The sequence below is a fragment of the Bacillus sp. ISL-51 genome (assembly GCF_018613535.1).
GTDB lineage: Bacteria > Bacillota > Bacilli > Bacillales > Bacillaceae > Bacillus.
Genome location: NZ_JAGGQB010000003.1, coordinates 296,776 through 322,089, shown reverse-complemented (window position 1 = coordinate 322,089; position 25,314 = coordinate 296,776). Strand labels below are relative to the sequence as shown.

Annotated in this window: 27 protein-coding genes and 1 pseudogene; 21 read left to right on the top strand and 7 right to left on the bottom strand. The window is 46.0% G+C overall.

The window, feature by feature from the left end:
- Nucleotides 1–4 precede the first annotated feature (4 nt).
- Nucleotides 5–1,465: an NCS1 family nucleobase:cation symporter-1 gene (locus J7E26_RS03210; protein ID WP_214802257.1), complete on the top strand. Its 1,461-nt coding sequence runs from the start codon at nucleotides 5–7 to the stop codon at nucleotides 1,463–1,465.
- A gap of 37 nt (nucleotides 1,466–1,502) precedes the next feature.
- Here the strand turns inward: J7E26_RS03210 and J7E26_RS03205 are convergent, their stop codons facing one another.
- Nucleotides 1,503–2,699, bottom strand: coding sequence for an MFS transporter (locus J7E26_RS03205; protein ID WP_214802260.1), 1,197 nt, complete (start codon nucleotides 2,697–2,699; stop codon nucleotides 1,503–1,505).
- 20 nt (nucleotides 2,700–2,719) lie between these two features.
- Nucleotides 2,720–3,136 (bottom strand): MarR family winged helix-turn-helix transcriptional regulator, encoded by a 417-nt coding sequence (locus J7E26_RS03200; protein ID WP_214802263.1) that lies wholly within the window; start codon nucleotides 3,134–3,136, stop codon nucleotides 2,720–2,722.
- Between the two features lie 336 nt (nucleotides 3,137–3,472).
- Between J7E26_RS03200 and spoIIID the strand changes: the two genes are divergently transcribed.
- From spoIIID to J7E26_RS03180, 4 genes are all read left to right on the top strand, one after another.
- The gene (gene spoIIID, locus J7E26_RS03195) at nucleotides 3,473–3,754 is read left to right on the top strand and encodes a sporulation transcriptional regulator SpoIIID (protein ID WP_003151236.1); all 282 of its coding nucleotides are present in this window, start codon (nucleotides 3,473–3,475) and stop codon (nucleotides 3,752–3,754) included.
- Between the two features lie 178 nt (nucleotides 3,755–3,932).
- Nucleotides 3,933–4,934 carry a cell shape-determining protein Mbl gene (gene mbl / locus J7E26_RS03190; RefSeq protein ID WP_061522570.1) on the top strand — a complete coding sequence of 334 codons (1,002 nt, stop codon included), beginning with the start codon at nucleotides 3,933–3,935 and terminating at the stop codon, nucleotides 4,932–4,934.
- 158 nt (nucleotides 4,935–5,092) lie between these two features.
- On the top strand, nucleotides 5,093–5,890 hold the full coding sequence (locus J7E26_RS03185) for a flagellar hook-basal body complex protein FlhO (protein ID WP_214802266.1): 798 nt from the start codon (nucleotides 5,093–5,095) through the stop codon (nucleotides 5,888–5,890).
- A gap of 28 nt (nucleotides 5,891–5,918) precedes the next feature.
- Nucleotides 5,919–6,743, top strand: coding sequence for a flagellar hook-basal body protein (locus J7E26_RS03180; protein ID WP_214803071.1), 825 nt, complete (start codon nucleotides 5,919–5,921; stop codon nucleotides 6,741–6,743).
- Between the two features lie 18 nt (nucleotides 6,744–6,761).
- On the opposite strand, the gene J7E26_RS03175 is transcribed toward J7E26_RS03180, so the two are convergent.
- Nucleotides 6,762–7,826: a response regulator aspartate phosphatase gene (locus J7E26_RS03175; RefSeq protein ID WP_214802269.1), complete on the bottom strand. Its 1,065-nt coding sequence runs from the start codon at nucleotides 7,824–7,826 to the stop codon at nucleotides 6,762–6,764.
- A gap of 195 nt (nucleotides 7,827–8,021) precedes the next feature.
- On the opposite strand from J7E26_RS03175, the gene fabZ reads away from it, so the two are divergent.
- Nucleotides 8,022–8,447, top strand: a complete 426-nt coding sequence (gene fabZ, locus J7E26_RS03170; RefSeq protein WP_061522573.1) for a 3-hydroxyacyl-ACP dehydratase FabZ — start codon at nucleotides 8,022–8,024, stop codon at nucleotides 8,445–8,447.
- A gap of 68 nt (nucleotides 8,448–8,515) precedes the next feature.
- Complete coding sequence (mscL, locus tag J7E26_RS03165) at nucleotides 8,516–8,917, top strand: large conductance mechanosensitive channel protein MscL (RefSeq protein WP_214802272.1); 402 nt, start codon at nucleotides 8,516–8,518, stop codon at nucleotides 8,915–8,917.
- A gap of 45 nt (nucleotides 8,918–8,962) precedes the next feature.
- Here mscL and J7E26_RS03160 read toward each other — a convergent pair whose 3' ends face one another.
- Nucleotides 8,963–9,373, bottom strand: a complete 411-nt coding sequence (locus tag J7E26_RS03160) for a YwpF-like family protein (protein ID WP_214802274.1) — start codon at nucleotides 9,371–9,373, stop codon at nucleotides 8,963–8,965.
- 169 nt (nucleotides 9,374–9,542) lie between these two features.
- On the opposite strand from J7E26_RS03160, the gene J7E26_RS03155 reads away from it, so the two are divergent.
- The 4 genes from J7E26_RS03155 (at nucleotide 9,543) to J7E26_RS03140 (ending at nucleotide 12,177) form a co-directional block, all read left to right on the top strand.
- Nucleotides 9,543–9,896 (top strand): hypothetical protein, encoded by a 354-nt coding sequence (locus tag J7E26_RS03155; protein ID WP_214802276.1) that lies wholly within the window; start codon nucleotides 9,543–9,545, stop codon nucleotides 9,894–9,896.
- Nucleotides 9,897–9,992: 96 nt separating this feature from the next.
- The gene (gene ssbB / locus J7E26_RS03150; protein ID WP_214802278.1) at nucleotides 9,993–10,334 is read left to right on the top strand and encodes a single-stranded DNA-binding protein; all 342 of its coding nucleotides are present in this window, start codon (nucleotides 9,993–9,995) and stop codon (nucleotides 10,332–10,334) included.
- 206 nt (nucleotides 10,335–10,540) lie between these two features.
- Nucleotides 10,541–11,323 carry a transcriptional regulator GlcR gene (locus tag J7E26_RS03145; RefSeq protein WP_214802279.1) on the top strand — a complete coding sequence of 261 codons (783 nt, stop codon included), beginning with the start codon at nucleotides 10,541–10,543 and terminating at the stop codon, nucleotides 11,321–11,323.
- Nucleotides 11,320–12,177 carry a Cof-type HAD-IIB family hydrolase gene (locus tag J7E26_RS03140; RefSeq protein ID WP_214802280.1) on the top strand — a complete coding sequence of 286 codons (858 nt, stop codon included), beginning with the start codon at nucleotides 11,320–11,322 and terminating at the stop codon, nucleotides 12,175–12,177. Before J7E26_RS03145 ends, J7E26_RS03140 begins: the two co-directional genes overlap by 4 nt.
- A gap of 112 nt (nucleotides 12,178–12,289) precedes the next feature.
- Here J7E26_RS03140 and J7E26_RS03135 read toward each other — a convergent pair whose 3' ends face one another.
- Nucleotides 12,290–15,064 (bottom strand): DEAD/DEAH box helicase, encoded by a 2,775-nt coding sequence (locus J7E26_RS03135; protein WP_214802281.1) that lies wholly within the window; start codon nucleotides 15,062–15,064, stop codon nucleotides 12,290–12,292.
- Nucleotides 15,051–16,661: an SWIM zinc finger family protein gene (locus J7E26_RS03130; protein ID WP_214802282.1), complete on the bottom strand. Its 1,611-nt coding sequence runs from the start codon at nucleotides 16,659–16,661 to the stop codon at nucleotides 15,051–15,053. The genes J7E26_RS03135 and J7E26_RS03130 overlap by 14 nt, the downstream gene beginning before the upstream one ends.
- 204 nt (nucleotides 16,662–16,865) lie before the next feature.
- Here J7E26_RS03130 and J7E26_RS03125 point away from each other — a divergent pair, with 204 nt between their 5' ends.
- From J7E26_RS03125 to J7E26_RS03100, 6 genes and pseudogenes are all read left to right on the top strand, one after another.
- Entirely contained in the window at nucleotides 16,866–17,009 is a 144-nt protein-coding gene (locus J7E26_RS03125) for a YwzD family small protein (protein WP_156476250.1), read from the top strand.
- Between the two features lie 255 nt (nucleotides 17,010–17,264).
- The gene (gene tkmA / locus J7E26_RS03120) at nucleotides 17,265–18,011 is read left to right on the top strand and encodes a protein-tyrosine kinase activator TkmA (protein ID WP_214802284.1); all 747 of its coding nucleotides are present in this window, start codon (nucleotides 17,265–17,267) and stop codon (nucleotides 18,009–18,011) included.
- A complete protein-coding gene (locus J7E26_RS03115; protein ID WP_214802286.1) occupies nucleotides 17,998–18,687 on the top strand; it encodes a CpsD/CapB family tyrosine-protein kinase in 690 nt (229 codons plus the stop codon). The genes tkmA and J7E26_RS03115 overlap by 14 nt, the downstream gene beginning before the upstream one ends.
- Nucleotides 18,688–18,744: 57 nt before the next feature.
- Nucleotides 18,745–19,509, top strand: coding sequence for a tyrosine-protein phosphatase (locus J7E26_RS03110; protein WP_214802288.1), 765 nt, complete (start codon nucleotides 18,745–18,747; stop codon nucleotides 19,507–19,509).
- A 237-nt stretch (nucleotides 19,510–19,746) separates the two neighbouring features.
- Nucleotides 19,747–21,060 (top strand): UDP-glucose dehydrogenase family protein, encoded by a 1,314-nt coding sequence (locus J7E26_RS03105; RefSeq protein ID WP_214802290.1) that lies wholly within the window; start codon nucleotides 19,747–19,749, stop codon nucleotides 21,058–21,060.
- A gap of 252 nt (nucleotides 21,061–21,312) precedes the next feature.
- Nucleotides 21,313–21,797, top strand: a pseudogene (locus J7E26_RS03100) (DUF1963 domain-containing protein).
- On the opposite strand, the gene J7E26_RS03095 reads toward J7E26_RS03100, so the two are convergent.
- The gene (locus J7E26_RS03095) at nucleotides 21,794–22,045 is read right to left on the bottom strand and encodes a hypothetical protein (RefSeq protein WP_214802291.1); all 252 of its coding nucleotides are present in this window, start codon (nucleotides 22,043–22,045) and stop codon (nucleotides 21,794–21,796) included. The pseudogene J7E26_RS03100 and the gene J7E26_RS03095 overlap by 4 nt on opposite strands.
- A gap of 288 nt (nucleotides 22,046–22,333) precedes the next feature.
- Between J7E26_RS03095 and J7E26_RS03090 the strand changes: the two genes are divergently transcribed.
- Genes J7E26_RS03090 through J7E26_RS03075 form a run of 4 tightly spaced genes read left to right on the top strand, consistent with a single transcriptional unit; the run spans nucleotide 22,334 to nucleotide 25,310 of the window.
- Entirely contained in the window at nucleotides 22,334–22,768 is a 435-nt protein-coding gene (locus J7E26_RS03090; RefSeq protein ID WP_214802293.1) for a YwqH-like family protein, read from the top strand.
- Complete coding sequence (locus tag J7E26_RS03085) at nucleotides 22,768–23,028, top strand: YwqI/YxiC family protein (RefSeq protein ID WP_214802295.1); 261 nt, start codon at nucleotides 22,768–22,770, stop codon at nucleotides 23,026–23,028. The genes J7E26_RS03090 and J7E26_RS03085 overlap by 1 nt, the downstream gene beginning before the upstream one ends.
- Before the next feature lie 19 nt (nucleotides 23,029–23,047).
- Nucleotides 23,048–24,856 carry a T7SS effector LXG polymorphic toxin gene (locus J7E26_RS03080; protein WP_214802298.1) on the top strand — a complete coding sequence of 603 codons (1,809 nt, stop codon included), beginning with the start codon at nucleotides 23,048–23,050 and terminating at the stop codon, nucleotides 24,854–24,856.
- Nucleotides 24,846–25,310: a toxin-antitoxin system YwqK family antitoxin gene (locus J7E26_RS03075; RefSeq protein WP_214802301.1), complete on the top strand. Its 465-nt coding sequence runs from the start codon at nucleotides 24,846–24,848 to the stop codon at nucleotides 25,308–25,310. Before J7E26_RS03080 ends, J7E26_RS03075 begins: the two co-directional genes overlap by 11 nt.
- The last annotated feature ends 4 nt before the right edge of the window (nucleotides 25,311–25,314 follow it).

Genomic DNA, 25,314 nt, shown 5'->3' with positions numbered 1-25,314 from the left:
AAAGATGAAGAAGCCAAAGCAGGTTTACAGTCGGCTGAGCAATGAAGATTTGCTGCCTTTAGAAGACGGAAAACGGACGTGGAAAGCAGTGAATTTTGCGTCCATTTGGATGGGCTGCATTCATAACATCCCGACCTATGCGACGGTGGGCGGGCTGATTGCGATCGGTCTTTCACCATGGCAGGTTCTCGCCATTATTGTGACAGCTTCGCTCATATTATTCGGCGCTCTTGCCTTAAATGGGCATGCAGGCACAAAATACGGGCTCCCGTTCCCGGTGATTATCAGAGCGTCTTACGGAATATATGGTGCAAACATTCCGGCGCTTCTCAGGGCGTTTACGGCGATTATGTGGCTCGGAATTCAAACCTTTGCAGGAAGCACCGCTTTACACATTTTACTGTTGAATCTTTGGCCGGGCTGGGGAAGCATCGGCGTCGGATGGAATATTTTGGGATTGCGCCTTTCTGGCCTGCTTTCTTTCATTTTCTTTTGGGGCATTCATCTTCTTGTGCTTCGGCATGGGATGGAATCAATCAGAAAGTTTGAGGTTTGGGCAGGTCCGCTCGTTTATCTTGTTTTCGGCGGCATGGTCTGGTGGGCCGTTGATATCGCCGGCGGGCTCGGTCCGATTTATTCTCAGCCGGGAAAATTCCATACGTTTTCAGAAACATTCTGGCCGTTTGCGGCGGGAGTGACGGGGATCATCGGCATATGGGCGACGTTGATACTGAACATTCCCGATTTCACCCGGTTCGCAGCATCACAGAAAGAACAAATCCGGGGCCAGTTTTACGGGCTGCCGGGAACTTTCGCCCTGTTTGCCTTTGCAAGCATTACGGTGACGTCGGGATCACAGGTCGCTTTCGGAAAACCGATTTGGGATGTCGTCGAGATTTTGGCCGAGTTTGATAATCCTTTCGTCATCGCTCTTTCGGTCATTACGTTCTGCATCGCCACCATCTCGGTGAATGTGGCGGCGAACATCGTTTCTCCGGCATATGACTTGGCGAATGCTCTGCCGAGATACATTACATTTCGGCGGGGCGGGTATTTGACGGCCATTCTCGCTTTGTTTACAATCCCGTGGAAGCTGATGGAGAGCGCCACGAATGTGTATGCGTTTCTCGGCTTAATCGGCGGCATGCTCGGACCTGTAGCCGGTGTTATGATGGCTGATTATTTTATCGTCAGAAAAAGACAGCTCGCTGTAGAAGACCTCTATTCAGAAACAGGGCGCTACACTTATTACAAAGGCTACAACTACCGGGCATTTGCCGCAACTTTGATCGGCGCGTTTATATCCTTAATCGGAATGTACGTGCCCGCGTTCAGCAGGATTTACGACATTTCGTGGTTTGCGGGTGTACTGGCATCATTTCTAAGCTACACGGCACTCATGTACCTTCACCCGCCTTATACGCAGGCAGTGAAAGAAATGGTAAGGGAGAGCGCCGCTGAATAAAAAAGAAGCCGGGCGCAGCACCCGGCTTCTTGTCATGTCAGTCTGCAATCGAGACGTTTCCGTCCGCTTCGAGCGGCGCTCTTTTTTTCTGGCTCCAGCCATACAGGAGCAAAGCAATCAGTACGATCAGCCCCGCTGCCAGATAAATCGTATGGAACCCTGCGGAAGCGACGAAGAGGCCGAATACATAAGATCCGCCGGCAATTCCGCTGTCAAAGAAGGTGAAGAATGTCGCCGTCGCAAAGCCGGAACGGTGGCCTGGTGAATTTTGAATCGCCAGCGTCTGCATACACGGCACAATCGATCCGTAGCCAAGACCGATCACAGCTCCTGATAAGAGAAGCATAAAGGCGCTGTTTGTCATAGAAAGCAGGCACAGGCCTGCGGAAAACACGATAATCGACGGATAGATGACGATTCCCGGTCCGACCTTGTCAAACAGCTTCCCTGTGAAAGGACGGGCCGCCATCATCGTCACCGCGAAACAAACGAAGAAATAACCGCTGACATCCAATAGATGAATCGTTTTTGCATAAACGGATAAATAAGACGTCACGCTTGAATAACAAAAAGAAATCGATAACCCGACAATCGCAATTTTAAGCGCGCCTTTTTCAAACATATCGGAGAAAGAGAAACGGAACACAGTCGTTCCGCTGTCATTTTTGCCCGGAACCTTAATCATTAAAGCGATCAGCAAGCCTAAAGAAACAAAAACGGCAAAAATCGTAAAGAATACGGGGAACGAAATCACCTTAACAAGACTCAAACCGAGAAACGGGCCAATCGCCATGGCAAGGTTCATAGACATCGCGAAATATCCGAGCCCCTCTCCGCGCCGTTTGACGGGAATGATGTCGGCGGCAATCGCCCCGGTTACCGTCGTTAAAATGCTGAACCAGATGCCCTGGAAAAAGCGCAGTCCGAGTAGCAGATAAAAGTTGTGGATCGGCAAATACAGAAAAGAAGATAAGGCAAACACAGCCAGCGACACAATCGTCATTCTTTTTTTCCCGAACCGTTCGATAATCGTCCCGGAAAAAGGCCGGGTAATAATAGCGGATAATAGGAAAAGGCTGATCAAAAGCCCTCCTTGTGATTCACTGCCGCCCAGCTCCTGAATCATATAAATAGGCAGCACGGCTAAAAACGTATAAAAGAACACAAATACAAATAAATTTACGAGCACGACCATAATAAAATCTTTGGTCCAAATCGAGTCAGATTTATTCAAAAGTACAGCACTTCCCTTTCTTAACACTTATTTAAAAACACATTCAGGAACTCAGAAAAAGCTTCCTTATCCCCGTCTTGGAAATCCGCAAGCATGTCTTTCTCGAACTTCAGCATCTCTTTATTGATGCCATCGTATTTCAATTCAGCTTCCTCAGTCAGGACGACGAGCTTCTCCCGCTTGTCTTCTCCTTGTTCCCGCTGAACCCAGCCGTTTTCTTCAAGGCGTTTGATCGTTCTTGTTACGGTTGGCGCCTCCACGTTTAAATAGGACCAGATCTCTTTTTGGGTCATTGGTCCGATCGTCTTTAAGCAATATAGAATCGACCATTGAGAGGAGTACAAGCCGAATGGCTCCAGCCGTTCATTGGCTTTTTTGGTGATCAGGCGGGCGCATTGATTGATTTGATGAATGAGGCGTCTGTTGACGTGGGTCATTTCCGTTCTCCTTCTGAAAAACTTACCTAAGTAACTAATTTCATTGTTTCATTCTACAGGAGGAGCGCGAAGATGTAAAGACCATGCGGCTCCCCTAATTAAAAGAAAATTGTGTTTCACCCCTTGTCCTCATTGAGTTTTTAGCATATTCCCAATGGAATGCTAATACACTGTTACAAACCTATCAAAGAGAGTGTTTGAGGTGAGGGATCGTGGGCATATTTCAAAAACCTACTTATATAATCGGACAACGAAGAAGCGACATCATCAGTGAATCTTTACAGAATACGGATCTCATTTCACACTTCTCACATCCAACTGGGGAGGTCGAGTGGTGTGCACGATTACATCAAAGAGCGAACAATCAAGATTGGAAAGTATATCGTGGAGACGAAAAAAACTGTTCGTGTCATTGCGAAGGAGTTTGGTGTTTCCAAAAGTACCGTACACAAGGATTTAACAGAGCGCCTGCCTGAAATCAATCCTGACTTGGCAAATGAAGTGAAAGAAATACTCGATTATCATAAATCCATCCGGCATTTAAGAGGAGGAGAGGCGACCAAATTAAAGTACAAAAAAGATGAAATTCTCGAAGGGGAGCCCGTTCAGCAGCCGTAATGTCTGACGTCTTCCTGCCCGTTTTATCTTCCCGGCATTTTTTCACGAATATCCGCAAAATTTTGTAAAGAACTTATGGAGAACAGGAGCTTTTTTTTGATAAATTATGATAATATATATAATTAGGGCACAATGTGGATATTTACTGTGAAACAGATGTCAAGGAGGATATAAATAGATGTTTGCAAGGGATATTGGAATTGACCTCGGTACTGCAAATGTACTGATCCATGTAAAAGGTAAAGGAATTGTTCTTAATGAGCCGTCCGTTGTGGCGCTTGATAAAAACAGCGGAAAAGTGCTGGCTGTCGGCGAAGAAGCCAGACGAATGGTTGGACGTACACCTGGGAATATTGTTGCGATTCGCCCGCTGAAAGACGGAGTAATCGCAGACTTTGAAGTAACAGAAGCCATGCTGAAGCACTTCATTAACAAACTGAATGTAAAGGGCCTTTTCTCAAAACCGCGCATGCTGATCTGCTGCCCGACGAATATTACGTCCGTTGAGCAAAAAGCGATTAAAGAAGCAGCTGAAAAAAGCGGCGGAAAGCATGTGTACCTTGAAGAAGAACCGAAAGTTGCCGCTATCGGCGCGGGTATGGAAATATTTCAGCCAAGCGGTAACATGGTTGTAGACATCGGAGGCGGTACGACTGATATCGCAGTTATTTCAATGGGCGATATTGTCACCTCCTCTTCTATTAAAATGGCTGGGGATAAGTTTGACATGGAAATCTTAAATTATATCAAACGCGAGTACAAGCTGCTGATCGGCGAACGTACCGCTGAAGATATTAAGGTGAAGGTTGCAACGGTTTTCCCAGACGCACGTCATGAAGAAATCACCATTCGCGGCCGGGATATGGTATCCGGTCTGCCGAGAACGATTACGGTCAACAGTAAAGAAGTCGAGGAAGCCCTTCGTGAATCAGTCGCTGTCATTGTGCAGGCAGCCAAGCAAGTCCTTGAAAGAACACCGCCTGAGCTGTCCGCTGACATTATCGACCGCGGCGTCATTATTACCGGCGGCGGAGCGCTGTTAAACGGCCTTGACCAGCTGCTCGCTGAAGAACTGAGGGTTCCGGTGCTTGTCGCTGAAAACCCGATGGACTGTGTTGCGATCGGAACCGGTGTAATGCTTGATAACATGGACAAGCTTCCAAAACGCAAACTGAGCTGATTATAAAACCTCATTCTGAAAAAGAATGGGGTTTTTTTCGTAAAACCCTTCAAGAACAGATCGGAAAAACCGATATTATAGTAAAATGCTGACTTTCATTATAGAACAAACGTTCCGATAAAACAACTGGAAAAAATGCTATTTTAGAGGTGGAAAACTTGTTAAAAGGATTATATACCGCAACGTCCGCAATGATTACACAGCAGAGAAGAACGGAGATGCTGTCGAACAACATCGCCAACGCAAATACGTCAGGCTACAAGGAAGATCAAGGCTCCATCCGCGCTTTTCCCGAGATGCTTTTGAGCAGAATTGAAGGCGACAAAAAAACGAAGATCGGTTCTGTTAATACAGGTGTTTACATGCAGGAGCTGAAACCGCTGTTTACACAGGGGAGCCTGAAGACGACCGATCAGCCGACGGATATCGCGCTTGTGGAAAACCAGGTTCCAAAGAATGCACAAACAAATGAAAACGCTGAGCTGTTTTACCCCGTTCAAACGGCGTCCGGCGTACGTTATTCAAAAAGCAGCACGTTCTCATTAAATGAAAACAATCAGCTTATGATTAACGGAAACCTTGTTTTATCAACAACGGGACAGCCCATCGCGGTCGATAACGAAAAGTTTGCCGTTTCAGAAAACGGGACGGTTACAACAAACGGACGTACGGCGGGACGGATTGACATCAGAATGGAAGAGGACGTGCGCAATCTGAAAAGGGACGGCAATGACTTATACAGTACGGCCGACGGCGCCGATCTGCCGAGCGCAGCGGCAAATCCGCAAGTTTCCTATTCATTAAAACAAGGCGTCTCAGAGCTTTCCAACGTAGATGTGACAAGCGCGTATACAGATATGACGGAAGCGTACAGATCCTTTGAAGCCAATCAGAAAGTCATTCAGGCGTACGATAAAAGCATGGATAAAGCCGCTAATGAAATCGGAAAAGTGTAAGTAAGAAAATGGGGGACATTCAATTATGATGCTCAGATCAATGCTGACGGCTTCAACAGCGCTGAATCAGCTTCAGCAGCAGATGGATACAGTCAGCAGCAACCTTTCAAACAGTGATACGACAGGGTATAAAGCGAGGGATTCCCGCTTTTCCGAGCTTGTCAGGCAGCAATTTAACCAGATAGATGACAAAAATGAGAATACGGCAAAAGCACGGAAAACACCGCCCGGCCTGCGTCTCGGCGTCGGAGCGGCCATGACGCCACGGATGGACTCAGGACAGGGAAGCATTAAAAAAACCGACCGTGACCTTGATATCGCATTTACATCTCCATATCAATACCTTCAAGTAGATGCGGGCGGCCAGCGGCAATATACAAGAGACGGCTCACTTTATTTAAAGCCGGCTGCCGGAAATGATCGTCTTCTTCAGCTTATGACGGCGGGCGGCAATCCCATCCTCGATGAGAATGGAAAGGCCATCCAAATCGACAGTTCATTGAACCAGCTGAAGATCAGCAAAAACGGAACGCTGACGGCTTCTGACGGGAAAACGGGCGGGCGGTCTCAGTCCTTTAATCTCGGTGTCGTCAACGTCAACAATCCTCAGGAGCTTCATGCAGAAGGAGACAATCTGTTTTCTCTGAACGGCAATCAGGCTGCAGCGCTTGAAGAGCTTACCGGAGCGAACCGGCAGGCGATCAGCATTGAGCAGGGAGCGCTTGAAAATTCAAATGTCGATATGTCGAAAGAAATGACAGACTTAATTGTATCCCAGCGTTCCTATCAGCTAAACAGCCGGACGATTACCATGGGAGATCAAATGCTTGGATTAATAAACTCAGTCAGATAAGAAGAAGGGGCGTTTTGATCAGCCGCGCATGATAAAAAATGCGGCTTTCTCAAAATCGCCCTTCTTTTTGTAGTATTCCGTAATGTCCTCCAGCAGCACCTCTAAATCCACCCAAGCCTCAATCTTTTCCAGCTCCAGCACGAGCTTTTGCAATTTGTCGTAAGGGTCTTGCTGAGATGTGTAAAGCGTTTCAAGCGTGACCAGCTTCAGCTTCATGATCCTGCTTTGCACCCTTTCAGAAATATCTAACCCCTTTTGCAGCACGGCATGTCCTTCAGCAGATGAACCGGTTTTGAAAAATGATCTGACCGCTTCGTATACACAATGAAGATAGGAAACGGGTGATTCCTCTTCGAAGCGCTGATTTTCCAACACCTTTTTGTAGCAGCGAAGCGCCTCTTTATCTTTTTTTTCGGTGGTTTTCAAGAAACCTAAATTATAATAAGCATGGCACAGCAGGTTATTGTCATTGATCTGGGCTGTTTTTTTTATGGAATCATTGAAGAGCTGTTCTGCCTCTTCATAGCGCGCCTCGTCAATGTAATTGACGGCGAGCAGCAGCTGGCAGCTGAGGACTTTTTTGATGTATCCGAATTGATTTTGATAGATCTTTAAGGCTTTATTGACATATTGAATAGAAAGCGGAGGTGACTTCATCATATAATAAGCGCCGGCGGTTTTATAATAAAATTCAGCGGCTTCAAACCGGTCTTTAATGGCCGGCAGATGCTGTTCAGCTTCCTTAAAGCGGCAAACCGCACGATTCGGAGCGGCATTCACCATATCGAATAGCCCTTTGAAAAAATAGAAATAATAAGTTAATTCGCGATCCATTTCATCCTTGTGCGCCTTCAGCTCACTGAAAAGCGCCTCGAGGCCGTCTTTTTTCTCAAACAGCAGCTGAAAACGTGAGAAAAACAGCCGGTACCTGATCCAAAGCTTTGTATTCTTTTTTATTTTGTGAAGATGCTGATTGATTTTTTTTTGAAGGGAGCAGGCAAGATCGAATTGGCGCCTTCCCATGGCTGTATACCATTCATTCAGCATCGTCAGCATTCGTTTGTCAGTAAACTTAGCAATCATCTTCCAACCTCTTTGCATATGGTAAAAATCTATATTTATCATAACACATTAATGGACGAGGCTCATTGCCAGCTGGTTACAGTTTCAGCTTCAGTTGAAAAAGAAATTGATTCATAATATACTTCCAAATGTACAGGTTGGTTTACACGTATACCTTCTATACATACTATTGTCGATGAAGGAGATGTCAAGAGAATGCTTGATACTCAGCAAATTAAAGAAATAATTCCCCATCGCTACCCATTTCTGCTCGTAGACAGAATTACAGAAGTGGAAGAAGGCAAACGGGCGGCGGGATATAAAAACGTAACGGCCAATGAAGAGTTTTTTAACGGCCATTTCCCTGAATATCCGGTCATGCCGGGTGTATTAATCGTTGAGGCTTTGGCTCAGGTCGGAGCGGTGACAATGCTGATAAAAGAAGAAAACCGGGGCAGACTGGCGTTTTTCGCGGGAATTGATAACTGCCGTTTCAAAAAGCAGGTAAAGCCGGGTGACAAGCTTGAGCTTGAAGTTGACATCATTCGTGCACGCGGTACGATCGGACGCGGAAAAGGCGTTGCCAAAGTTGACGGCGAAGTGGTTTGCGAAGCCGAATTAACCTTTGCGCTTGGTGAATAAGCAGGACTGAAAAACAAACAAATGGGCTTTTGAAAAGCCCATTTTGTGTGCAGAAAGGGGCGAATAGGATGTGGTCAGAATTTAAAAGCTTTGCGATGCGCGGAAATATCATGGATCTGGCAATCGGTGTCGTCATCGGCGGCGCTTTCGGCAAGATTGTCACATCGCTCGTTGAGGATATCATTATGCCGCTTGTCGGTCTGCTGCTTGGCGGTCTTGATTTTTCAGGGCTTGCAGTGACATTCGGTGATGCCCACGTTAAATACGGAAGCTTCATTCAAACGATTGTCAACTTCTTCATTATTTCATTTTCTATTTTTATCGTGATTCGGACATTAGGCAAGCTGAGACGTAAAAAAGAAGCTGAAGAAGAAGCGGAGGAAGCCGAAGAGGCAGATCAGCAGACAGAGCTGCTAACCGAAATCAGAGATTTACTTAAACAGCAGGCACATGACAACGAAAGAGGATAGGCGCAAAAAAAGGCTGGATGATCGACGTCCGGCCTTTTGCTGTCTTTATAATTTTTGTTTAAACGCTTCAATTAAGCGGCTGCCTGTGTAGCCCTCTTTCACGAGCGACTCCAAAATGCTTTCCGATCCCGGATGATTTCTCGAGACCATTTGACCGTAAATTAAGACTGAAATGCTTCTTTCCAGTTCGACGATGTTTTTTATGCTTCCCGTCAGCTGAGCGGGACGGTTGCTCTTTTTCGTAATGGTGACAAACACTTTCGCTTCTTTTTTGCTTTGCATCAGCTGTTGAAAAAAGGAGAGGTGTTCGGCCGGGACAAGAGCTTCAATTAACCAGTGATTTTCACCGTCTTCTTTATTAATAATCAGTCCGTCTATAAGGGGAAACTGCTCAAGCGGCTGACCTTCTTTATCTAATCGTTCCACATTCAGATCAACCAGTTTAAAGGTTTTCATCTTTTTTCACCCCTGTTGCCATGGATTTCGTTCATTTATTATAACACATATCATTTTTGCCGGAAAAATCCTGCAAAACATGCCTCTTCTTCTTTTGTAGCTGTTGCACATTTAATCATTTCTATTTTTTCATTATAATGTAAAAGAATATTGTCATGGAGAGATGCTTATGAACCAATTGCGCCTGAAGGAAATCTATATAGAAGGGTACTCGCGCCGGGGACACGATAAGACTTACTTAGTATGCAAAAAGGAAGATTGTGAGGTGCATCTTAACAGGAAGGGAAATGTCGTATTTTTATATGAAACAAAGGACCGCATGGAACAGTATAAAATTCAGCTTTCACTGCCTGAAAAAAAGCTGAGTTTTCACTGGTTCGCATGGGACGGCGGAAGGTTTGTCCGCATGAGTGAGAATGACTGGTTCAGAACGAAATTATTCTCGCGATTTCTGAAAAATACATATTACATAGGCGGAAAAAAGCAGAAATTTTTTTTGTCAGAAAGAAAAGCGAAAACATAAGAACGGCCCAAGCAGAAAACACCATTTTCCGCTTTTTTCTTTTGGAAAGACATGTTCTACAATAGAGCCAGCCTCGAAAGGAGAGGAGGATACGGCTTGTTTAATCATGTAATGCTGGTCGGCCGGCTGACTAAAGATCCTGAGCTGCGTTTTACATCGGCCGGCACGGCTGTCGTCCATATTACATTGGCGGTAAGCCGCAGTTTTAAAAGCGCGTCAGGAGAAACGGAAGCAGACTTCGTCAACTGCACCCTCTGGAGAAAGACAGCTGAAAACACCGCGCTTTATTGTCAAAAAGGGTCAATAGTCGGCGTAAGCGGCAGAATACAGACGAGAAGTTATGAAAAAGCAGACGGCGTGAAAGTTTACGTAACTGAGGTAATGGCTGATACCGTTCGTTTTATGGATCAAAAACCAAGGGAACCGCTTGCTGAGTAACTTGCTTTTCCTCTCTTTTTCCCGCCTTAACGGCGGACCCCGCAATACCCCCTCGCATTCGCCAGTCGAAAGACTGGTTTTTTAAGTTTGGACTAAAAAATGGTTATAAAGAAGCAATTTCACTTAATAACACTTAATTTGATTGATTATTTTTAACTAAAAACTTATAATTACTTACAGATGAGTGAAGGAAAAGGAATGAGGACGTGTACCAAGAAGAAAGACTGATTGCGATTATGGATTATTTGAAACAGCATCAGCGAATTACGGCAGAACAAATTTGTTCGCTGCTCCGCATTTCAAGAGACACGGCCAGGCGGGATCTGGTGAAGCTGGAAGAGCAGCAGGCCATTATCAGGACACGGGGCGGCGCCATACTGCCGGCCAAGCATCAGGAAATACAAGGCTATTCAGGGCGGCTGAAAACCGTTTCTGAAGAAAAAAATAAAATCGGCAAGCTGGCCGCATCGTTAATCCATGAAGGCGACCGGATCATACTGGATACGTCGACAACCGTTCAGGCTTGCGCCGAGCATTTAAATGTCACCGATTGTCTTGTTATTACAAATTCGATCAATCAAGCGGAAATCCTCTCTGCAAAAAAGGGAATAGACATCCATTTGCTTGGCGGCAAGCTGCAAAAGGAACACCGGTTTTTATACGGCGCTTCCGTCGTAGAAAAATTGGGGGATTATCACGCCGATAAAGTGCTGATTGGCGTTGTCGGCATTTCAGAGCACGGGCTTACCATTCCGCATGAAGAGGACGGCATGGTCAAGCGGAAAATGATCCGGCAGGCGAAGCAGGTGATCGTTTTAAGTGATCATTCCAAGCTTGGCCGTACGAGTTTTTACCAATATGCATCATTAAGCGAAATTGACCTGCTGATTACGGATCGGCTGCCTGATCAGGATTTTTGCGATTTGCTCAACCGGCACGGCGTAGAATTGCTTGTAACTGATTCTGAAGAAGAGGATGAGGACATGTGAAACTGATTGCCATTGATTTGGACGGCACACTGCTGAACAGCAGGCACCAAGTGAGCACTGAAAACGAGCAGGTTTTAAAAGAAGCACAGCAGGCAGGGACCGAAATTGTCGTTTCAACCGGACGCGCTCATTTTGACGTGTTGTCCATATTTGAACCGCTCGGAATAAAAACGTGGGTCATCAGCGCAAACGGGGCCGCTATCCATGCCCCTGACGGAAGCCTGTACCACTGTGAAACGATTCAAACGTCAAGAGCCCGTGATATTTTGTCCTGGCTTGAAAACGAGGAATATTATTATGAGGTATTTACGAATCAGGCCATCTATACGCCTGAAACAGGGCGGCAGCTGCTTGACATCGAGATTGACCGGGTGAAAAGCGCCAATCCTGACACTGATCTTTCCGTTTTGCAGCAGGCGGCAGAGGTGCAATACAGCCAGTCCGGTTTTGCTTACATTCAATCATACCGGGAGCTGTTTGAGACAAAAGAACATCTGGAATTCTACAATATCCTTGGTTTTTCATTTGACGAAAAGAAGCTGAAAGCGGGATGGGACCGATTCCGAGATCAAGAGGACCTGACTTTGGTCAGTTCAGCAGACCACAATTTTGAGCTGTCCGCCCGGAACGCTTCTAAAGGGCAGGCGCTCAAACGGCTGGCAAAAAGGCTCGGCATACCAATGGCTGAAACAGCAGCAGTCGGTGACAGCTTAAATGATTATTCAATGCTTCAGGCTGCCGGAATAGGGGTGGCGATGGGAAACGCGCGGGAAGATATTAAGGAAATCGCTGACGCCGTCACATTGACAAATGACCAAAACGGCATCGCGTATATGATAAAGAATTTACTGTAACAGGTTTGGCTATACTGTTCATGACTGGCGTGACGCATTCATGGCAAATGCGGCGTAACAGTAAGGACGTATAAAAGGCCGGCTCTCAATTAGAGAGCCGGCCTTTTTGTCATCAGTGTGATTGCGCCGAGGCGCTGAGTGTAAATAATTCTTCAAGCTCTTCGGACGAAAGCTCGGTAATCCAATTCTCACTTTGGATAATCTGGTCATTCAGTGTTTGTTTCGTTTCAAGCATCAAATCGATTTTTTCTTCAATTGTCCCCGTTGTAATTAATTTATGAACGTGGACAAACCGCTCCTGACCGATTCTGTAGGCGCGGTCAGTTGCTTGATTTTCAACCGCGGGATTCCACCATCTGTCATAATGGATGACGTGATTGGCGGCCGTGAGATTCAGTCCGGTGCCGCCTGCTTTCAGTGACAGGATGAGCGTCGGATACTCCTTCTTTTGAAAGCGTTCAACGAGAGAATCGCGTTCCTGCTTGGAAAGGCTCCCGTTTAAAAACTGAACCGGTTTCCCGAATGTTTTTTCCAGAAGGCGTTTCATCATGTTGCCCATCTGGATGTACTGGGTGAAAATGAGACAGCTTTCGCCCTGTTCCCGGATAGCCGCCATCAATTCAAGCAGCTTTTCCAGTTTTACGGATCTCCCGGCTAACAGTTCGGTCTGCTCTTCCTTTAAATAGAGTGCGGGATGGTCGCATATTTGCTTCAGTCGCCCGAGCATGCTCAAAATCAGTGCTTTCCGCTGCATGCCGGTTAAAGAAGCCATATGCTCAAACGTATCTTTGACAAGCTGTTCATAAAGCGACGCCTGTTCGGCAGACAGCGGAATGAATTCTTTTTCTTCAAGCTTGTCAGGGAGATTGAGCGCCACTTCTTCATCGCGTTTTGTCCGCCGCAATAAAAACGGGCGGATTAACTGCTGCAGCTGCCCGATTCTTTTTTCATCCCGGTCTTTTTCAATCGGCAGGACATAGCGTTTATGAAAGCCGGTCAGGCTGCCGAGATATCCTTTGTTCATAAAATCAAAGATCGACCAAAGCTCTGTCAGGCGGTTTTCCATCGGGGTTCCGCTCAGCGCGATATGATGGACGCCTCTCAGCTTTCTGATCGCGCGTGACTGTTTCGTGTGTGCGTTTTTAATATTCTGTGCTTCATCAAGACAGATTGTGCTCCACGTCACGGAGGAAAGCTCCTCGTGATCGGCGTGCGACAAACCGTAAGACGTGAGGACGACATCCGCGTCTTCATAAGCTGCGGCAAACGTATCTTCCTTCGGGCGGCGCGGCCCGTAATGGAGCGCGGCTTTCAGCTGCGGCGCAAACGTCTGAAGCTCACGCTGCCAGTTGCCGAGCACCGATGTCGGCGCAATGATCAGGGCCGGTGTTTTTTGCCGCCCGCTCTCCTTCACATGGAGAAAATAGGCGATCATTTGAATTGTCTTTCCAAGACCCATATCATCGGCGAGGCAGGCGCCAAAGCCGTTCTCCCGCAAAAACAGGAGCCAGTTCATGCCGTATGTCTGATAAGGGCGGAGCTCACCTTGAAAAGCCGGGCTGACTTCATGCTCCGGAAGATCCGCCGCGTTCGTCAGTTTACGAATCAAGCTTCTAAGCTGCTTTGACAGTTCAATTTGAATGCCGGCAAACGCTGACGAGTCAATGAATTCAGCGTCCTCGGCTCCGCCTTCATTCTGATCCATCAGCTCGCGTGCCAATACATCGGACATATGAAGGCCTTCTGATTCCGCTTTTTCCATCAGCTTTTTCATCTGTTTAATGAATTGCGGATCAATTTTCACCCACTGACCGCGTATATTGACAAGCCGCCTGTTGCTTGCGACAAGCTCATTAAACTCATCCTCTGTCAGCTCAATGCCGTTTGTGGCGAACCGCCAGTTGAAATCCAGCAGCGCGTTCATGCCGACGAAGGACTCGCCCCGCGGCGCGGAAGACACTTTCGCTTTAAGCATCATATTGCTGTCTCTGACAATCTGCCACCAGGATGGGAGGAGAATCTCCACACCCATGTCGACAAGCGTCTCACTCGCTTCCGATAAGAAAATCCACGCCTCTTCCTCAGAAATGAGGGTCGTCCCCGAATCAAACGAAAGCCAGGGGACCGTTCTGTGAAATCGGTCCTGTTCGCGCGCGATTTTGCCGCTGTACGCCTGCCACAATTTTTTCAGTCCCTTCAATCCGTCGAAAAAGGTAATGCCGCCGCTTTTTTTATCACGTAAAAACACTTCGATTTTCCAGTCGTCACCGTCAAAATCAGGCTCGTTTAACCGAAGCCCGACGGTAAACGGCGTCAGGTCGTCATGCCAGCCGATCCCCTCCAGAAAATCATCCTCATCCAAAAAGGACCCTCTGAACGTATGAACCGCCGGCGACCGGGTTTCGATATTCTGCCATTTTTTCCGGAGGTCATCATGATACTGAATGTAGTCCTGAACGGCGGCGGAAAACCAATCTGCCGTAAACCCTTCCAATAGCAGCTCACGATCCTTCCAGCGCAACACTCCATTTTTCCATGCTTCATAATCCGGCAGAAAATCGCCGTCCGCGATAAATTCATATATGGTGGAAGCCGCTTCGATCAATGGCTCCGTTTCTTTTGTCAGCTGTACGGTACTGAATGAGTTGAACGAGTTTTTGCCGAGCAGCTCGACCGTCATCCACGGGCTGAGCAAAACCGCCGGGGTGCCGATGAAGCTGACGTCTTCAAGAAACGTTCCGTAAAATGTGGACTCATGCCACTGGAACAAATGGGTCTTCATTTGGCTGAGAGTAAGCGGCTGTTCTTTTTCATCATAGCTTGACAGCGTAAATGTCCAATCTTCCATTTGTTCAACATGAATGAAAATCTCCTTAAGACTCGCCATCAATCAACTTTCCTTTCTGCAATTCTTCTTGAAGGGCGCGGAGCCGTTTGTAGCTGCCGCTCAGCTGGTTGATATACCGCTCCCATACCTGCTGTTTTTTTGCCTTTTTATATAATGTCCGCAGTTTTTTCAAATGGCGGGCAGCCTCTTTGTAAGCATTGCGGTTTTTTTGGTCGATAAAAAAGGCGGCCGCTCTGTGATAGGAGGGGATGAGAGCTTCCGGATCGTTTGCGGCAATCTCCTTAAGAATGTTCTTTTCAATTTCCCATACGGAAAAGCCGACGAGGCTGTGAATCTCCACCCACTCCGCATACCGCCGTTTTTCGTACAAGTACTGGCTGTATTCTGTAAACGTATAGGGAAGGCAGCCTGAAGCAAATCGTTCAAACAGCGAATCGTCATGAGAATGCTTGGCATAGTCTGACAGCATGACAAACAGCTCGCCTATACACTCGCGCATTTCTTTAAACGGCTTATCAAGCTTCGTATAATTCACCGCCAGGGGTTCGATATGTCCGTACCATGTTTTCAGCCGCTTCCAGTCTTTTTTCGCGCCAAGCTCACTCAGCCATTGGAACGTATACGGCAGCGCGTCAGGTGGAAAGCGGGTGATTTCTTCAAACACAGCTTCATCGTCTTTCTGCAAAAACGCCAAATGAAGCCTTCCGAATCGCACTTCAGGTGAAAAGCGGCGTCCTGCTTCTTTTGCGAGAATTTCCTGTTCACGCGCCACCCATTTCGGCCGGTTAAGAAGTGCGCTCCAAATTTCACCGAATACCCGGAGGCGTTCATATTGGAAGAGATCCTCCTTAAACAGCAGCTTGCGCAATACAGGGGGTGTCCGATCCAAAAAGGGATCAAGCGAAAAAGACAGGGCGTACGTTTTCAATCTGTCAATGGAAGTGTAAATCGTATCCATCAGCTGCTCCACATACGGATTCATGCTGTAGAAATCTTTCTCGGCATCCAATTTGCCTGACTCCATCAGCGTAAACATGTGAAGCCAGACGGCAAGAGCCGAATGTATTTGATATAAGCTTTTCAGCTCGGGTTTTTTCGGGGCATGTTTTTTGAGCGCTGACAGGTAGCCGTAGTAAAGCCCTTGCATCGTTTGGCTTCCGTCCGGCGTCCGCGCTTCCCACAGCGAGTATTCAGATTCGAAAAAAGCCAGCCAGCTTGACAGCGACTCTTCATTAGGCAGCACCTTTTCCTGAAACTGCCGGCGGATGAGCTCCTTGCTTTCCTCAAGCTTTTCTCTCTCAAGCCAATGCTCCGTAAAGGAACCGACCCGCTCAAACATTGCATATACATATAAAAAAGCGGCCAGCACGTGGCGGCAGATCGTGTCTGATGGGCATGAACAGCCGCTTTTCACGATAAGAAACAAGTTCAGCGTGACCCGCACAGGCATAACGTCCCGGACATAAGCAGAAACCTCTGTCGGGCCTGCTGCCTGTAAACGATAGACCGAATCCTGCCGATATAAAATGAGTGCCTTTTTAATCAGCTGAACATTTTCTTCGTTGTAAGGGAGAAGTTCCTTCAGCTGTTCAGCCGCAGCCAGCACATCTTCTTTAGAAATCATATCCTGAAGCATGATTATCGCTCCTAACCGAGTCACAAAATAAAAAGATTCCAATTCCTCTATTATATCGCAACACGTGGCCGGGAAAAAGTTTTTCCTAAAAAAGGACATAAAAACCCGGATGTGTCGAATGATGTATTAGAGATTGCAAAACAGCATCCGACAGCATATAATAATCTTGTTTTCAATTTAATGGAAGACGAAAGGAAACGAATGATGAAGAACACGAAGTTAAATCAAGAGGAGTTTCTGAAGATTTTAATGCATGCGCACGACATTGGTGAGCAGTCCTCTGAGATGACCACAAAAGAAATGCTTGAGAATTTGATTTCTCATATTAAAAATGGATATGCAACATAAAGGTCCCGCGAGCTTAAGCTTCGGGATTTTTTTATTGAATAAATTCCGAATAACAAAAAATAAAGCCGTGGTCATATCAGTTTGTGAAGCGCTTACAAGAATAATCGGAATAGAAGCAATTGTCTATATTTGTCGAATGTTGTCACTTGAAAAGGTTAGAAATGGCGGTTCAAAGCTGTATAATCATAATTGGAAAAAAGTTAATTGGAGGGAATAGGAATACATCTCAATGTATCAAGCTGATATGGAGGTTATATGGGAGAATCTAAAAGCTTAAAGGAAATCGTCTCAGTACTGCGAAAGCGTCTGCTGCTTATACTTATCATAACCGCAGCGGCTGTTGCCGCAGGCGCATTCATCAGTTTCTTCGCTCTTACGCCGGTCTATGAAAACTCAACCCAAATATTGGTCAATCAATCAAAAAACGATCAGAAAGAAGTCCAATTTAATGACGTTCAAACCAACCTCCAATTAATCAACACGTATAATGTCATCATTAAAAGCCCGGCCATTCTTGATGAGGTGATCAAAGACATGAATCTTTCGATGACTTCAAAAGAGCTGGATTCTAAAATCACGGTATCCAGCGAGCAGGATTCCCAAGTCGTGACGATCGCGGTGCGGGATACGGATGCAAAACGGGCGGCTGATATGGCAAATACGGTTGCTTCAGTCTTTCAGCACAAGATCACATCCATCATGAATGTGGACAATGTCAGCATTCTTTCAAAAGCGGAAGTGTCGGACAGCCCCTCACCTGTGGAGCCTAAACGCAGCCTGAATATCGCGATTGCGTTTGCACTTGGGCTGCTGGGAGGGATCGGCCTTGCCTTTTTACTGGAATATTTGGACAATACGATCAAATCGGAGGAGCAGCTGGAATCACTGCTGGACATCCCCATTTTGGGAACGGTTACTTCAATCAGCACCAAAGAAAACCCAGCCAAGAGCCTGAAAGGGGCTGAATCAAAACACGCGGGGAGTGAACATGTTGACGCGTAGAAAAAATAAGCTTAACAAACGCAGCGTGATCACGATGTCAGAGCCAAAGTCGATCAATTCAGAGCAATATCGAACCATTCGCACGAATATCGAGTTTTCTTCTATCGACACAGAAGTGAAATCGCTCATGATCACATCGGCCGGGCCGGAAGAAGGAAAATCAACAACGGCCGCTAATCTTGCCGTCGTGTTTGCGCAGCAGGGAAAAAAAGTGCTCTTAGTTGACGCGGATTTACGGAAACCGACTGTGCACTTCACTTTTAAATTGGACAACGGAACCGGCTTAACGTCGCTATTGTTAAACCAAATCCCGTTTAAGAAAGCCGTCCTGCCGTCCGGGGAAGCCAATCTTGATATTTTAACGAGCGGACCGATCCCGCCAAACCCGGCGGAGCTATTATCAACAAAGGCAATGAAAGCCGTGCTCGCTGAAGCCGGCGCCATTTACGATAAAGTGATTTTAGACACGCCGCCCGTGCTGGCCGCAGCGGATACAAAAATTTTGGGCAGCTATACAGACGGTTCTATCATGGTGATTTCAAGCGGAAAAACCGACAAAGAAAAAGCAGCCAAGGCAAAAGACGCACTTGTTTCATGCCGAAGCAAGCTTATCGGAGCAGTCATGAACGGAAAGAAACAAACGAAACACTCGGACTACGCCTATTACGGACACTGATGCCGATAATGGGCGCGGTCCGTTATTTTTAACAGCAAAGATAGGAGGGATTGAGGTTTGATTGATATCCACTGTCACATCCTTCCTTCAATAGATGATGGCGCGGCGCATGAAACAGAAAGCTTAAAGATGGCAAGAGAGGCCGTCAGACAAGGGATTGATACGATCATTGCGACGCCGCATCACATCAAAGGCAGGTATGACACTGACCGGAATACTGTCAGAGAAGCGGTCGGAAGGTTAAACAAACGTTTGAATAATGAAGGCATTGCGCTGAGCGTTCTTCCCGGTCAGGAAATCAGAATAGGCGGAGAAATGCTGCGTGATCTTCAAGGAGGCGCTCTGATTCCCCTGCATGATACGAAATATGTTTTGGCGGAGTTTCCGGCTGATCACGTTCCGGCCTATGCCGAAAGGCTTTTTTATGAGATGCAGCTGAACGGTTATGTTCCTGTCATCGCCCACCCGGAACGAAACAGAGAAATCTGCGAAAATCCGTCCGTGCTGTACAGTCTTGTGAAAAAAGGCGCGGCCGCCCAAGTGACGGCGGGGTGCGTTGCCGGAGCATTCGGGAGAAAGGCGAAGTCCTTTTCGCTTCGGCTCATTGAGGCCAATCTGATTCATTTTCTGGCATCGGATGCCCATAATCTCGGGACGAGGAATTTTTGTTATCAAGAAGCGCTTGGCGTTTTGGAAAAAGAGGCGGGAACCGAGCTGATTTACATGTTTGCGGAAAACGCGGCGCTTCTGCTGCAGAACAAATCTCTCTATAAGGAACCTCCGCTGCCCGCAGCACGGCGTAAGCGCTGGGGTCTTTTTTAATAAAAAACAAAGTTTCCCCGCATATATGTATGATTTTGTACCAGCCTCTGTTTCCTAGGAAGAAGCGGCTGTTTTGCAAGATCATCTTTTTATGCTTATGCTATTATCAGCGGCCGGAGCCGTTCTTACTACATATGACTGGGGATACGTCTGTCCGGCATTCAACAGAAGCCGGATTCATATGATAATAACGGTAAAGCTGCCAAGCAGCAATTTCTTAACGGTTGGGGGAACACGATGAAGATAACAGTGATCGGAACAGGCTACGTCGGTCTTGTGACGGGAGTGTCTCTTGCAGAAATCGGCCATTACGTAACATGCATAGATATTGACGAACGTAAAGTTGAGCAAATGAGAAAGGGATTATCCCCTATCTTTGAACCGGGCCTTGAAGATATGATGAAAAAAAATATCGGCCAAAGGCGGCTGATCTTTGAAACCAGTTGCGAAAAAGGGCTTGCGGAAGCCGAGGTCATTTTTATAGCGGTCGGCACGCCGCAAAAGGAAGACGGGCACGCAAACCTCACCTCTATTGAAAATGCCGCCGAACAGATTGCTGAACATATAGAGAAAGATGCAATCGTGGTGACAAAAAGCACGGTGCCCGTAGGAACGAATGACAGAATCGGTGAAATCATTCATTCACGCCTCAAAGCGGACGTGATGATTTCTATTGCCTCAAATCCTGAATTTCTGCGTGAAGGCTCTGCGATTCACGATACCTTTCACGGCGACCGCATTGTGATCGGGGCTGAAGATCTGCAAACGAGAGAAACACTTGAACGGGTTTTCGCACCGTTCGATATCCCGATTTATCATACAGATATCAGAAGCGCCGAAATGATCAAATACGCGTCAAACGCCTTTTTAGCGGCAAAAATCAGTTTCATCAATGAAATTTCTCATATATGTGAAAAAGTCGGAGCAGATGTTGAGTCAGTCGCTCACGGCATGGGGCTGGATAAACGGATCGGAAACCAATTTTTAAAAGCCGGCATCGGTTACGGCGGATCATGCTTTCCGAAAGACACAAACGCCCTCGTGCAAATTGCCGGACATGTGGCGCATGATTTTGAGCTGCTGAAATCAGTCATTAAAGTGAACAATAACCAGCCGTCTTTGCTTGTCGATAAAGTGCTGAACAGGCTCGGCGGCGTAACGGGGAAGACCATTTGCTTATTAGGGCTGTCTTTTAAACCGAATACGGATGACATGCGGGATGCGCCGTCTATCGTTATTGCGAATCGCCTGGCCGCCCTTGACGCCCGTATGAAAGCATACGATCCGATTGCTTCAGGGCGGGCGTCCCAATTGCTCCCTGTTGCGGTCGAATATCACGAATCCATTGAAGATGCTGTCAGAGGGGCGGATGCAGTTATGATTTTGACGGACTGGGAAGATATTAAACACTTTCCGTTAGCGTCCTATCATACGCTGATGGCCGAACCGATCATTTTCGACGGAAGAAACTGCCATTCTCTGGAAGAAGCGGAGCGAGCGGGCGTGGAATATGTCTCAATCGGAAGAAGAGCCGTCATTCCTGCAACATAATTGTGCACTTGACTGGCCGCCCGCGCCGTTCTTTTGATAAGCGTAAACGAGGGTGATACATAGTGAAAAAAATCGTTTCAATTGCCTGCGCAGATGGAAGCAAGCCGCCAAACGCTGGAAAAATCAGCGAGGCCGTTTTTAAAATTACACGTCCAAAAAAGCGAGAACGGAGCGGTATGGCTGTAAAAAATCGCACGGGAACCCTATTTCCCTAAACATGAACCATATCCGGCTGACGAGAGCGGCAAACCGATGAAATGGCTTGCCCTCCAAATCAATTTTGCCGAAATGCCGGAGCTTCCTTATTTCCCTGTTTCCGGTATTCTTCAGTTTTACGTATTCAGTGATGATGTCTGCGGCTGGATTTTGAGGACCAATGCGGCCAAACTGGTTTTTCGATCAAATACTTTGAGCATGTAACGGAAGATGAAACTGAACTCGTTGATGATTTTTCGTTTGTTCAGGTTAAGGAAGATGATGATTTTCCGATTTCAATCTGAGGCTGCAATCACCCCGGAACTGTCCGTTGAACGGGTGCGGCCGTCTGACTTTCAATTCGAGCAATTTGATGACGATGTGTATGACGAATATAAGGAAAGCGGATTCGGCCACAAAATCGGCGGATATGCTTCCTTTACACAAGTTGGTCCCCGGGAATCGCGAATTTCTTTATCGCACCTGATGATTTGAAGAAAAAAGACTTCTCAAGCGTTTTATACAACTGTGACTGCTCTTAATGCTTCACCCAAAGGGTCAGGGCTCCCGACAGCAGCGTCAGTAAAGGAAACAAGACAAGCCAAATGACAAAATCAAACCCGAAAGCCTCAAAATACAGCATAAACACAAACAATGATAACAAGACGGCAGACGGCATGAGCCACAAAGCATGTTTTTTGAAAATCAGCGTACCGATGATCCCGAATACAAAAATGGACAGAAAAGGATACACAACGAAAAACCACATCATAGGGCTGATAAAGGTCATGGTTTCGCACCTCGTTTCAAGACATAGCTATCAGCAAAGGAGACAGTAAATTTCTGTCTCTTTTTTTAGGAGGTTTATCACGGTCAATTATGATTAAAAAGCGCTTGTGAGAATGGATGACTTGTAAGTCTTTTGGCATTATATCTGAACATACCTCCTGATGAAAATAAGCCGTTTAACCTATTTAAGCCATCTTCTGTCTATTTTAAAATATAATATATGGAAATATAGTATGGAAAAGTCTGTGCTTTTCGTACGACTTTTTGAGTAAGACGAGGTGAAAAAAAGATGAGCCATTCAAGCACATTAAGCCATATTAACAGCACAATCAGCCATAAACTGGGTGAGATCGAACACCAAATAGAAAAATTAGAAGAAGCGAAGAAACATATAGAATCCCTGCAGGAGGAGGGCATGTCTGAAATCAAAGACATCCTCAGACCGCATCTGGATCATCATTGGACCGGTAAATTCGCTGAGGAATTTGATGAGCGGCGCGATCAGGCCCACACACAGGCATACAGAATCGTCGGAGACAAGTACGACGGTTATGTGTACCGAATCGGTTTAAAGATAACACAGCTTGAAATTGAAAAAGGAGGCCTCCTTGCCGCCAGAAGCATCGCGAGAGAGGCAGAGCACCTGATGACGCTCGGAGAAGAAGCCATTGACGCAGTAGGAGAAAAAATACAATCAATTAAAAGAAGCTGGAGTTGGTTTTAATGGCAGAAATAAAGCTGAAATACGGCGCGGTCATCAAACAGCTTGAGGCGGTCAGCCGCGCCCTGGAGGCTGTTTCCATCGCCGGTCCCGGGTCGAACGGAAAAAACAAGCTCGACTATACCTCGAAGTTTCATTCGCGCGAGGCAAAGCTGCATTCGATGATCGGCGAATATAAACAAGCCGTTCATAAAAACATTGCCGATGTGAAAGACAACGTAGATTCACTGAAAGAACAAGACGAGGCGATAGCCGTAAAATAGCTATAGAAAGGGCAGTCAGATGAGCAAAGTGTTTGAATCACAATCTTTAATTGACGAAGCCTCAAAGAGAAAAGAACAGTATGAAGCGCTTGAAGAGCAGCTGAATACGCTGAAACAAGCGTTTCAAGGCATAGCCGATCTGGATGGCGATTTTAAAGGAAAAGGCGCAGACAATATTAAAGATTTCTTTCAGGGACAAGCGGAAATCGCCGAAAGCTGGCTGACCCTTGTCTCCTCTCAAATTGCCTTTTTAAAAGGGATCTCAGGAGAGATAAAAGACCGAAACCTCAGTGATTCCTATGCAGAAACATCATTTCTGGAGCATGAGGCTGCCAACGGAGAGGCAAAAGCGTCAGAAATGATGTCGGCGCAAAAAGCCGAAGCCGATTCCATTTTATCAGGCATCCGCGATATTATTGCCTTAGAACCGTATTCACTCGATGAATTCGCTGATGACATGTCAAAGGCCCAAAACATCAGCCGGGACACCGTAACAGCGATTGAAGAGCTTGACCATTCCCTGACAGCGGAATATCAAAATTTAGAAGCTTTAGATCATGCCGTACTTAATAAATATTCTGTTTTAATGCAGGCGACTAGCAATGGGAAAAGCGCGTCCCCTATGTACTTTGACAAAAAAGCCTTCCATAGCAATGACATTTATAAAGGCGCCATAGAAGTTGAAAAACAAGGTGCTTCCTATATTGAGGCAAAAGCGCAGCAAGCCGAAGCCCGGCGGTTAAAAGAAAAGCAGGAAGCAGAAGCCAATAAGCCGTGGTACGAAAAAACATGGGATGGCATCTGCACCTTTACAGGCGAAATCAGCGGCTACTATGATTATAAAAGAGCAGCTGAAGGGATTGACCCGGTAACGGGAGAAACGTTATCCGCCGCAGAACGAATCACCGCAGGCGCCATGGCGGCAGCGGGCTTCATCCCGGTCGTCGGCTGGGCGGGCCGGGCCTTTAAAGGCGGAAAAGCCATATACAAAACCGGAAAAACCGTCATTGCAGCAGAACGCGCCCTCGCCGCCTATAAAACAGGCAAATCAATGGGCATCCTCAAAATGACGGAAATGGGCGCCTACGGCCTCGCCGCCTCAAACGGATTCACAGAAGCCGTCACAGGCCGGGATATGTTCGGAAATCAAGTGTCAGAAGAAAAACGGAAGCAAGGAGCGCTGGAATCTATTACCATGATTGGCGGTGCAGGTCTTGCTCATTACTTCGATAAGTTATATCAAAAAAATGCTCCACTAGTCAGTGAAGTTACTGCCGAAAAACCAGGCAGCAAAATTCCTGAAATTGGTGGGGAAGATAAAACCAGACTCCAATATTTAAGAAATAAATACGGAGTATTGTCTAAAGATGATTTACATCATCGAATTAATCTAAGGGCAGAAGTCATAAATGAGTTAAACAGAATAAAAGATTCCGGACTTACAAAGAAACAAAGAGGTCCAGCTATAGCCGGTGTATTAGATAAAAAAACAGGAAAATATTATTTTGGTATTAACAATATTGATGGAGTACCTCCCAAAATACTGCATCCGGTAATTCATGATAGAATAGTAAATATGCCTAAAGAGCTCAAAGAAGGCTATATAAAGACATCTGGAGCAGGTTCTCATGCCGAAGTTAATGCTCTGAATGAAGCTCTGCTGCAAAGAAAAGATGCTGATTTAAAAGATTTAATGATATATGTAGTCAGTGCTAAAAAAATCAACAAAAAGATGCCAGAAGGGGTTCCTATGCCTAGATGTCCGCATTGTGAATATATAACTCAAAATACAAATTATATTCCGGAGGCTTTAAAGTATGGAAAATGACTACAGTATGAGAGATATAAAAGAAAATGGCGTGGACTTTGAAGATTTATGGTTTTCTTCAGAAAGTGATGAGATTTTAGATAATCCTGAAGATGAAGGCGGCAAACCTTTTTCAGGTCTCGCTTATGAATTGTATCCTAACGGAAATATCATTTACTTCACTGAATACAAAGATGGCCTGGCTCATGGCCTGACCCGCGAATTTTTTGAAAATGGAAATAAAAAAAATGAAAAAAATTATCGCTATGGACAATTAAAAGGGATAAACGTTACTTGGTTTGAAGATGGTAGCAAGAAAAGTGAGCAACATTATGAACACTCCATACTTATTTCTGAAAAGCAATGGGATAAAGAAGGAAATGTAATACAAGAGTATAAAATAGATAAAAACAGTCCTCATTTCGAAATTTTAGAATCCCGCAGGGAAACACATAATCAGTTAGGCCGAGAGTGAGGTA